The 11,277-nt window shown below is 46.8% G+C and carries 2 protein-coding genes; both read left to right on the top strand.

From position 1 onward, the window contains the following. Nucleotides 1-461 precede the first annotated feature (461 nt). Nucleotides 462-8,120 carry a non-ribosomal peptide synthetase gene (locus H6F63_RS29920; RefSeq protein WP_190636053.1) on the top strand — a complete coding sequence of 2,553 codons (7,659 nt, stop codon included), beginning with the start codon at nucleotides 462-464 and terminating at the stop codon, nucleotides 8,118-8,120. After that, a complete protein-coding gene (locus tag H6F63_RS07005) occupies nucleotides 8,110-11,262 on the top strand; it encodes a non-ribosomal peptide synthetase (protein WP_190636051.1) in 3,153 nt (1,050 codons plus the stop codon). Before H6F63_RS29920 ends, H6F63_RS07005 begins: the two co-directional genes overlap by 11 nt. Nucleotides 11,263-11,277 lie beyond the last annotated feature (15 nt).

The following is an 11,277-nucleotide window of genomic DNA, read 5'->3' as shown; positions in this document are numbered from 1 at the left end:
ATTTACTCTTAAACTTATTACCTAGCATCTACCAAAAGATGTAGAAGATTTAGAATAGCCAAACTCGATTATATTGAATACAAATGATAAAAATTATCTATTGCTAGTTGCCAAAAGGGGATAAAGTTGTTTACTGTAATTGAGACTTATCGAAAATTAGTCGCAATAAGAGCAAAGAATTCACGGTAAAAAACTATCAAGCACTAGGATTGGCTATGACGGCAGCATCGCGAATCCCTGCGATGCCCACTAGCAAGCTTTCATCGATACAGCGCTACAAAAAACCTAGCGACACAGTAGCGTCTCCAAATGGGAATTGCTCCAATGGCGCAATTGTTCAAAAAACGTGAAGCGTCAAGCTAAGCGCTTCACACAAAAAGAGATTTTCTAGGCTTTGAAGAGATTTGGTTTGACTAGAGTCGCCGCATCCGCTCAGGGTTGCATAGAGTACCAACAGCAATATGGCTCAAGCTTTTAATAACTTTCCCAGAATCCCCCACAGCTGTTCAACTTTAGTAGAGTTACTGCGCTACAGAAGTGCTACACAGCCGGAGCAAATAGCTTTTACCTTCCTCCAAGAAGGCGAAACTCAGGAAATTAGCCTAACTTATCGAGACTTGGACGGAAAAGCACGAGCGATCGCATCCCAACTTCAGACTTTGGGTTTAAGCGGCGAAAGAGCCTTACTGCTTTACCCACCAGGTTTAGATTATATTGCTGCGTTTTTAGGTTGTTTGTACGCGGGAGTAATTGCTGTTCCCGCTTACCCACCGCGCAACCAACGCAACACCCCCAGAATTTTGTCGGTGTTGACAGATGCTCAAGCCGCGATCGCGCTGACGACAACAGCCATCCTCTCCAAAGTACAATCCCTAATTATCAAAACTAACCCAGTCCTCAAGTGGCTCGCTACCGATAACCTCACCCCCGAAATGGAAACCACTTGGCAAGAGCCTTTGATTGAAGGGGATACTCTAGCGTTTTTACAATACACTTCCGGTTCTACTGGAACGCCAAAAGGCGTAATGGTAAGTCATAGCAACTTGCTACACAACGCCACCATGACTTACCAATTCATGGGAAATTCGCCCAGCAGTATATATGTCTCCTGGCTACCTGTTTACCACGACATGGGACTGATCGGCTGCGTACTGCAAGCCCTGTATGGCGGTTTCCCCTGCATTATGATGTCGCCAGCTTCATTCCTCCAGTCTCCTTACCGCTGGCTACAGGTAATTTCCCATTATCGGGCAACCACCAGCGGCGCTCCTAACTTTGCCTACGAACTGTGCATTCAGAAAATTACCCCCGAACAACGGTCAACCCTAGACTTGTCCAGTTGGAGTGTTGCTTTTAACGGTGCTGAACCAATTCGTCAGGAAACTTTAGAGCGTTTTGCCCTCACCTTTGCTGAGTGCGGTTTTCGTCCAGAGTCCTTTTATCCGTGTTACGGAATGGCAGAGGCAACTCTGATGGTTTCTGGTGGTGCTAAGGCGGCGTTACCGATAACCAAAACTGTTCAAAAAACTGCTTTTTTAAGCAACCGTATAATTGACGCTCAACCTGATGACCAGAATTCCCAGCGTCTAGTTAGTTGCGGTCAAACTTTACCAGAACAGCAGATTCTTATTGCCAATCCGGAAACCTTAACCAGTTGTTCTGAGGATGAAATTGGCGAAATTTGGGTTTCTGGCCCTAGTATTTGTCATGGCTATTGGAATCGCCCTTTTGAGACAGAGCAAACATTTCACGCTTATCTTTCAGATACAGGTAAAGGGCCGTTTTTGCGGACTGGGGACTTAGGGTTTTTGCAAAATGGCGAACTATTTGTTACAGGTCGAGCCAAAGATTTAATTATTATCCGGGGTCGCAACCTCTACCCGCAAGACATTGAACTGACAGCAGAACGCAGCCATCCAGCGTTGCGTTTGGGTAGTGGTGCAGCCTTTTCAGTGGAAGTAAAGGGCGAAGAACAGCTGGTAGTCGTCCAAGAGTTGGAGTTTCGCGCTAAACCGAATGTTGAAGAAGTTATTGCCGCAATTCGTCAGGCAATAACTGAAGAACATCAGGTGCAAGTTTATGCAGTAATTTTAATTAAAGCGGGCAGTATTCCCAAAACTTCTAGCGGTAAAATTCAACGTCGCGCTACTCGTGCAGCATTTTTGGCAGACACCTTGGAGGTTGCCGGAAGCAGCATTTTAAACAGTACCCATTTAGGGAAAGAAATTAGGCTGACCCGTGAATCTTTAGTTGCGATCGCGTCCGAAGAACAAGCATCAGCTCTGACAACTTATCTTCAGGAAGTAGTCGCCCAAGTCTTGGGAGTTCCGCCATCCCAAATCAATCCTCAACAGCCTCTTAGTAGTTTAGGACTCGACTCTTTAAGAGTTTTTGCGCTCAAAAATCGGATTGAGAGCGACCTAGAAGTTATTGTATCTGTATCAGACATATTTGAAGGCTTGTGCATTACTCAACTGGTGGCGCATATCCTCAGTCAACTGACAGGGGAAGCTTCTCGTGCGTCGCTGCTTTTTCCCATTGAAAAGCCTGCTTCAGGACATCCACTTTCCTTTTCTCAACAACAACTGTGGTTAGTCCATCAGTTGGAACCGAATAACCTCGCTTATAACATTCCTATAGCCATTCACCTCAAAGGTGAGTTGAATGTAACAGCATTAGAACAAAGTTTAAACGAAATTATCCATCGCCACGAAATTTTGCGGACAAATATTAGAGTTGTGGACGGTCAACCCGTGCAAGCGATCGCGCCCACGCTTAGCTTAAACTTGCCAAAGATAGACTTGCGATCGCTATCTCAGACTGAACGGGAAACCGAAGCACAACGCCTCACCATTGAAGCAGCTAAAATTCCCTTCGACTTGTCACGCGATCGCCTTTTTGTCGCTAAACTTCTGCACCTTACGGAAACAGAATACATTCTAATTCTCACCTTGCACCACATTATCTCAGATGGTTGGTCAATGGGAGTATTACTCAAAGAACTGATAGAAATTTATACAGCTTTTGCCACTGAAAAAACCTCCCCACTCCCCAAACTTCCGATTCAATATGTAGATTTTTATTATTGGCAACGACAGTTGCTACAAGGTGAAATTTTAGCGTCTGGGCTAAACTACTGGACGCAACAATTAGCCGGAAACCTTCCCGTCCTGAATTTGCCCACCGACCGTCCCCGACCAGCTATTCAAACCTTCAAAGGTGCGCGACAAAAGTTTATCTTGCCCAAAGCGCTTACTGAGGCAATTAAGCTACTAAGCCAGAAGGAAAATGTCACCTTATTTATGGCTTTGTTGGCAGCTTTTAAAACGTTGGTACATCGATATACAGGGCAGGAAGATATTATTATAGGTTCGCCGATTGCCAACCGCAATCGGGTTGAATTTGAACAGTTAATTGGCTTTTTTGTCAACACCTTGGTGTTGCGTACTGACCTCGCTGGAAATCCCAGTTTTCGGGAGCTTCTGCGACGGGTACGCGAAGTTGCACTGGGTGCTTATGCCCATCAAGATTTATCCTTCGAGCAACTGGTGGAGTCGCTGCACCTGGAGCGGAACCTGAGCCATAATTTTCTGTTTCAGGTAATGTTTATTCTTCAACCTGCTCTAAAGTTAACCGCAGAAATTTCGGGGTTAACTTTGGATATTGAAGAGATTGATAATGAAACAGCCAAGTTTGATTTGACGCTATCAATGGAGGAATCCCAATCAGGATTAACCGGGTTTGTAGAGTACAACACTGATTTGTTTGATGTCACTACCATTAGTCGAATGTTAGGGCATTTCCAAACTTTGTTAGAAGGGATAGTTGCCAATCCTGACCAACATCTCTCGGAATTGCCTTTACTAAAGGTAGTTGAACGAGATCAACTGCTAGTCGAGTGGAATCGTACTCAAACTGATTACCCCAAACAATGTATCCACGAACTATTTGAGGCTCAAGTAGAGCGATCGCCAGATACCGTTGCCGTCTGTCAAGACCAGCAATTGACCTATCAAGAGCTAAACCAACGCGCCAATCAACTAGCACACCATTTGCGAAGTTTGGGCGTTAGTACGGAAGTGCAGGTAGGGATATATGTAGAGCGATCGCTTTCTATGGTCGTAGGGCTTTTGGGTATTCTCAAGGCGGGTGGAGCCTATGTACCGCTAGACCCTGCCTATCCACAGGAGCGATTGAATTTCATCTTGCAGGATTGTCAAGTGTCAGTGTTACTGACAACTCAGCATCTAGTCGAACGGCTTCCGCAACATGAGATGCAGGTAGTCTGCATAGACGCATGGGATTACAGCCAACACAGTAAGGAGAATCCAGTCAGCAAGACTACAGCTGACAACTTAGCTTATGTGATCTATACCTCTGGCTCTACCGGAATGCCCAAGGGAGTCCTGGGTTTACATCGAGGTGCTGTTAATCGCTTTCATTGGATGTGGGAAACCTATCCCTTTATGCCGGGAGAGGTTTGTTGCCAGAAGACATCTTTAAGCTTTGTAGACTCAGTGTGGGAAATTTTCGGCCCCTTACTACAAGGCGTGCGGACAGTGATTATTCCCGACCGAGTTATCAAAGATCCGCAACAATTTATCGAAACCCTGGAACGCGATCGCATTACGCGGATTGTCCTCGTACCCTCCTTGCTGCGTGTGCTATTAGATACCGACAGCAACATCCAACGCTTGCCCAAATTGAAGTTTTGGGTGGTCAGTGGAGAAGCGTTAAGTGTCGATTTATGGCAGCGCTTTCGAGAAAATCTGCCAGAGAGCATTCTCTTAAACCTTTACGGTTCCTCAGAAGTTTCTGCTGACGTTACTTGCTGCACAAATCAACAAAGCAGCCTTTCTATTGGTCGCCCCATCGCTAATACACAGGTTTATTTACTAGACGCTCATTTGCAACCTGTGCCGATTGGAGTTCCGGGCGAACTCTACATCGGCGGTGCCGGATTAGCTAGAGGATACCTGAACCGTCCCGATTTAACAGCTGAAAAATTCATCCTGCATTCCTTCACTGATGAACCCAAAACTCGGTTGTACAAGACTGGCGATATCGCCCGCTACTTGCCTAATGGTGATATTGAATACATCGGGCGAAGTGACCATCAGGTAAAAATTCGCGGCTTCCGCATCGAGTTGGGAGAAATTGAGGTAGCTCTCAGACAACACCCAATGGTCAAAGAAGCTGTAGTTCTAGTAAAAGAAGATAAACCGGGCGATAAGTACCTGGTAGCTTGTGTTGTCCCGACAGAGGAGACACCGACAATTAGTTGCCTGCGTCGCTTCTTGAAATTGCCAGAATACATGATTCCAGCAACGTTTGCGATGCTGTCGGAACTACCGAGGACACCCAACGGTAAGGTTGATCGTCAGGCGTTGCAAGCACTGGAGACAAGACGGCAACACTCAGATTTTGTGGCTGCGCGCACCTACTTAGAAGAAATAGTCGCCGGAATTTGGGCGAAGATTCTGGGACTGGAACAAGTAGGTATCTATGACAACTTCTTTGAATTAGGCGGACACTCCTTACTAGCTACTCAGGTGGTCTCTCAGTTGCGGCAAGTCTTGGAGATAGAACTACCTGTGCGCTGTTTGTTTGAGTCGCCGACAGTCAGCGAACTCTCCCATCGCATCGAGGCGACGATGAAGCTGGGGCAAAAACTGGAGATGCCTATTGAGCGCGTTTCACGGACAATCAATTTGCCCCTATCCTTTGCTCAAGCTAGATTGTGGTTTCTAGAGCAATTGCAGCCTGGTACTGCTGTTCATAACATTCCCGCCGCCGTGCGACTGAGTGGTTCGCTGAATGTAGCGGCGTTGGAGCAGAGTTTTAACGAAATTATCAAGCGTCACGAAGCCTTGCGAACGGTTTTTGTAACGGTGGATGGACAACCATTTCAAGCGATCGCTCCCAGCTTAACCTTAACCCTACCTGTGGTAGACCTGCGCCGGTTGCCCACAATAGAGCAGGACAATGAAGTTCAGCGACTAGCCACCCAAGAGGCGCAGCGCCCCTTTGACCTAACACAGGGAATGTTGCTGCGTGGCACTTTATTGCAACTCGATGAGACAGAATATGTGCTGCTATTGACCATGCACCACATTATCTTTGATGCTTGGTCGATTGGAGTGCTGATTGGAGAGTTAGCAGCTTTATACAAAGCTTTCTGTGCAGGCGTTCCCTCACCACTCCCCGACCTGTCAATTCAGTATGCAGACTTTGCCGTTTGGCAGCAGGAGCGATCGCATCTTGAAGTCTTAGAATCTCAGCTTGCTTATTGGAAAAAGCAGCTGGCGGGATTGCCCGTGTTGGAGTTACCTGGCACCAAGCGACCAGCTTCATTAACTAATCAGGGTGCCACTCATTCCTTCCTCGTCTCCTCTGTCCTATCACAAGCGCTCAAGACACTTTCGCGCCAGGAAGGTGTCACCTTATTTATGACCTTGCTGGCAGCATTTGAGGTACTGTTACAGCGTTACACTGGTCTAGAAGATATCGTTGTAGGCACTGATGTTGCTAACCGTAACCGAGCTGAAACAGAACCACTAATTGGTTTTTTTGTCAACTTGCTAGTCTTGCGGACTAATCTAGCTGGCAACCCAAGTTTTCGAGAATTGCTAGGGCGAGTGCGTGAGGTAGCGCTACAAGCATACGCCCACCAGGATCTACCCTTCGCAAAGCTGGTAGAGGCACTGCGGCCGGAGCGCAAAGGAAACCACACACCCCTATTTCAAATATTATTTGTTCTGCAAAATGCCCCGATGCCAGCCTTAGAGCTTCCAGGCTTAAGCTTGAAACTGTTGGATATCGACAGTGGCACGGCGAAGTTTGATTTGGCTTTGCTTGTGAGCGAAACCGAGCAGGGAATTGTTGGCACTTGGAACTATAGAACCGACCTTTTCGAGAAAAGCGCGATCGCTCGGATGTCAGGTCATTTAGAAACGCTACTAGAGTCCATTGTGGCTCAACCAGATGCCCGAATAAACACCTTAGAAATGCTTAACGTCGTGGAAAGAACTCAACAAGCTGCTTCCAAAAAAGAGCGCAAAGAATCCAAGCTCAAGCAGTTGATGAACATCCAGCCCAAGGCTGTTAGTTTCTTACCGGAGAAATTAATTCAAACAGAGTTTTTAGGTACTGAAGAAACCCTCCCTCTGGTGATCAAGCCAAACGTTGACGATATCGATCTCATCGACTGGGCTAAGAGCAACCGGGAATTCCTAGAAACAAAATTGCTGCATCACGGTGCGATTCTTTTCCGCAACTTCCGCATCGCTTCTGTGCTTGAATTTGAAAGTTTTGCTCAGGCAATTGCCACAGAATTGTTCGCTGAGTATGGAGACTTACCGCGTGTGGAAGTCAGCGGCAAAGTTTACGGCTCAACACCTTATCCGCCGGAACAACCTATTTTGTTCCATAACGAAAGTTCCCATCTGCATTGCTGGCCCTTGAAAATCTGGTTCTTCTGCGTGCAACCAGCGCAGCAGGGCGGCGAAACGCCAATCGTGGACTGTCGAAAAGTTTACCAGTTGCTTGACCCCAGGCTGCGAGAAAAATTTCAACAAAAGCAACTAATGTATGTTCGCAACTATACCGAGAACTTTGACGTAAGTTGGCAAGAATTCTTTCACACCAACGATAAAGCTGTAGTAGAGGAATATTGCCATCAAGCGGGCATCGCTTTTGAGTGGCTTTCGGGCAATGGTTTGAGAACTCGCCTGGTTCGTCCAGCAGTGGCTAAGCATCCGAAGACGAATGAGTTGGTGTTTTTTAATCAGTTGCAGTTGCACCATGCCTCATGCCTAGATCCAGCAGTCCGCGAATCCTTATTATCCTTGTTCGGAGAAGACCAGTTGCCACGTCACGTTTATTACGGAGATGGTTCGCCCATTGAAGACTCGGTAATAGCAGAAATTCGAGCGGTTTATCAAGAAGCCGCGATCGCTTTCCCTTGGCAACAAGGAGACGTATTGATGCTAGACAATATGCTCGCCGCACACAGTCGCAACCCTTATGTAGGTTCCCGGAAGATTGTAGTGGCATTGGGGGAATTAATGCGTAGCGCAGAAATTAAATACAAAGCAATGGTGAAAGCAAATGCACAGTAAAACCCTCGGCGGCTTTCGGCTTTCTCCTCAACAGAAGCGTCTTTGGTTGTTACAACAAGATAGCGCTGCTTACTGCGCCCTTCTTCTAGAAGGCAATCTGAAAGTAGATGTCTTAAAAACAGCTTTAGAGCAAGTCGTCAATCAACATGAGATTCTGCGGACAACCTTCCACCGCCTACCTGGGATGAAGATTCCAGTTATGGTTGTAGCGGATAGCAGCGTTCCTTTGTGGCAAGAAATTGATTTAAGCGATCAGGAACCCCAGCAGCAGGAAGCCAAAATTACGGCACTTTTTCAAGAAGCGAAACGGGCAAATTTTGACTTAGAGCAAGTTTCATTACACTTGTCTTTATTAAAGCTATCAGCAGAAAAGTATATTTTGCTGATCAGTTTGCCTGCACTGTGCGCGGATAGCTGGACGCTTCAGAAATTGGTTGAGAAAATCAGCTTGGCTTATGCTGGGGATTTTTCAACTGAGGAAGTGCAATATGTCCAATTTTCAGAATGGCAGCATCAATTATTAGAAGAAGAGGATGCGACAGGTAAGGAATATTGGGAACAGCAGGATTTTTCTAGTTTAGACAGGATTAAACTACCTTTTGAGCGCAATCTGAAAACCTCAGAATTTGCAATTGATTGTGTTAGTTTAACGCTTGATTCTAAAGCGGTTGCTAAGCTGGAAAAATCTGATATTGCTCTCGATATCTGTTTGCTAGCATCTTGGCAAGTTCTGCTGTGGCGGCTCACCGGAGAGGAAAATATTGTTGGCGCAGCGGTGGATGGCAGAGAATTTGAAACGCTGCATTCGGTTTTGGGACTATGTACAAAATGGTTGCCAATTAAGAGCTGTTTAGCGGTAAAATTGCGCTTTCAAGAAGTTTTGGAACTGGTAAGCCAAGCACTGCGCGAGGCTTCTGAATGGCAGGAGTATTTTGTCTGGGAACCTTTTGATGGGGTGACTAGCAAGGCGCAATTTGCGGTTGGTTTCGAGTTTGAGCAAAGCGTTTTAAAACGTTTTGGCGCAGGGGTGTCATTTTCGTTGTTGAATTTCTATAGCTGCATTGAGCGGTTCAAAATAAAACTGGTTTGCACTCGCGAAAAGGCAGATTTTTACTATGATTCCAACTTGTTCTCAGCCGAGACAATTCAACGGTTGGTAAAGCAATTTCAGACATTGTTTGCCAGTGCTACGGAGAATCCGGAAGTTGCAATTAGTCGGTTAGAGATTCTACAGCCTAGCGATCGCGCTCAACTTTTAGCCCATAACAACACTCAAACCGATTACCCCGAACAGCAATGTATTCACCACCTGTTTGAAGCCCAATCCGCACAAACGCCGGATAATATTGCCGTTGTTTTTGAAGATCAACAACTTACCTACCGCGAACTCAATGCTCGTGCCAATAAAATTGCCCATCACCTACAGATGTTGGGAGTAAAACCAGAAGTGGTGGTGGGGCTTTGTTTGGAGCGATCGCTAGATATGGTGGTGGGAATGTTGGGCATCCTGAAAGCAGGCGGAGCCTATCTTCCCCTCGACCCGGCTTTACCCCAAGAGCGTCTGGATTTCATGTCGCAAGTCGCTCAGATTGTATTGACAAAAAGGCGATTTTGTGGTAAGAGTTATGAGGGAAAAACAACGGTATGTTTAGATGAAGATTGGGAAGCGGCTCAACAGAGCAATGCCAATCCCACCAGCGAGGCGAACAGTAAAAATTTAGTTTATGTGCTGTTTACCTCTGGCTCAACAGGCAAACCCAAGCCAGTTGCCATCGAACATCAGCAACTCCTCAATTACCTGAGAGCGATTCTAGACAAACTGAATTTACCGACTGGTGCCAGCTTCGCACTTGTATCGACCTTCGCAGCAGACTTAGGTAACACCGTTATATTTCCCGCCTTGTGTACGGGCGGGTGCCTGCATATAGTGTCCGCAGAACGCGCTACCGACTCAGCCGCCCTAGCAGACTACTTTGGCCGCTATCCGATTGACTGTCTGAAAATTGTTCCTTCCCACCTAGCCGCGCTTTTGGCATCTTCGCACTCAGCGCAAATTTTGCCACAGCGTTTAGTTTTGGGTGGTGAGGCGTTGAGTTGGCAACTAATCGAGCAAATTCAGCAACACAAACCTGAGTGCCAGATTCTCAATCACTACGGCCCTACAGAAGCCACTGTCGGCGTACTCACTTATCAGGTAGACAAAGCCGATCGCCCTGATTCTGAGACTGTTCCCCTCGGTCGTCCTCTAGCTAACACCCAGGTCTATGTGCTAGATCGGCATCTCCAGCTAGTGCCAGTCGGCGTTTCCGGCGAATTATACATCGGCGGTGCGGGGTTAGCACGGGGTTATCTCAACCGAGAAGATTTGACCGCCCTCCGGTTCATATCAAATCCCTTTAGCGACACCGAGGCGCGGCTTTACAAAACTGGCGACCTGGTTCGCTACTTACCGGATGGCAATTTGGAGTTTCTTGGTCGGACTGACGACCAAGTGAAAATTCGAGGCTTCCGCATTGAGTTGGGAGAAATTGAGACACTGCTGAGTCAAGACCCATCTGTTCGCCAAGTTGTCATCTTGGCGCGGGAGGATCAACCGGGAGATCGGCGGTTAGTAGCCTATGTAGTTCCGCATCCGGGACAAGTTACCAATACCAATGATTTACGCCACTTCCTGCAACAGAAGCTGCCAGAGTATATGGTGCCATCTGTCGTAATATTGAAGGCTCTGCCACTGACAGCTAATGGGAAAGTAGACCGTGGAGCTTTGCCAGTTCCAGACCAGATCCGACCTGAGTTGGGAGATTTTGTTGCTCCTGGTACTTCTACAGAGCAAGCGATCGCTAAAATCTGGGCGGAAGTCCTGGGTATCGAACAGGTGGGTATCCACGATAACTTCTTTGAGTTGGGCGGACACTCTCTACTTGCTACCTTAGTTATTTCTAAGTTGCGCCAAGCGTTCCAAGTAGAACTACCTCTGCGCGACTTTTTTGAAATGCCAACTATTGCTGGAGTCGCCAAGAAAATTGAGGAGGCGAAGGACAAAGGTGCCTACCTTAATGAACCAGAAATCGTAGCAGTTTCGCGAACGGCGCACCGGGTGAAGCTTTCTTCTTTGAAAGATGGTGATCCTCTCACCTTGTGACTTACGCACTCAACG

This window comes from Trichocoleus sp. FACHB-40 (assembly GCF_014695915.1).
GTDB lineage: Bacteria > Cyanobacteriota > Cyanobacteriia > Cyanobacteriales > FACHB-T130 > Funiculus > Funiculus sociatus.
This window is presented reverse-complemented; position numbering and strand designations above follow the sequence as displayed.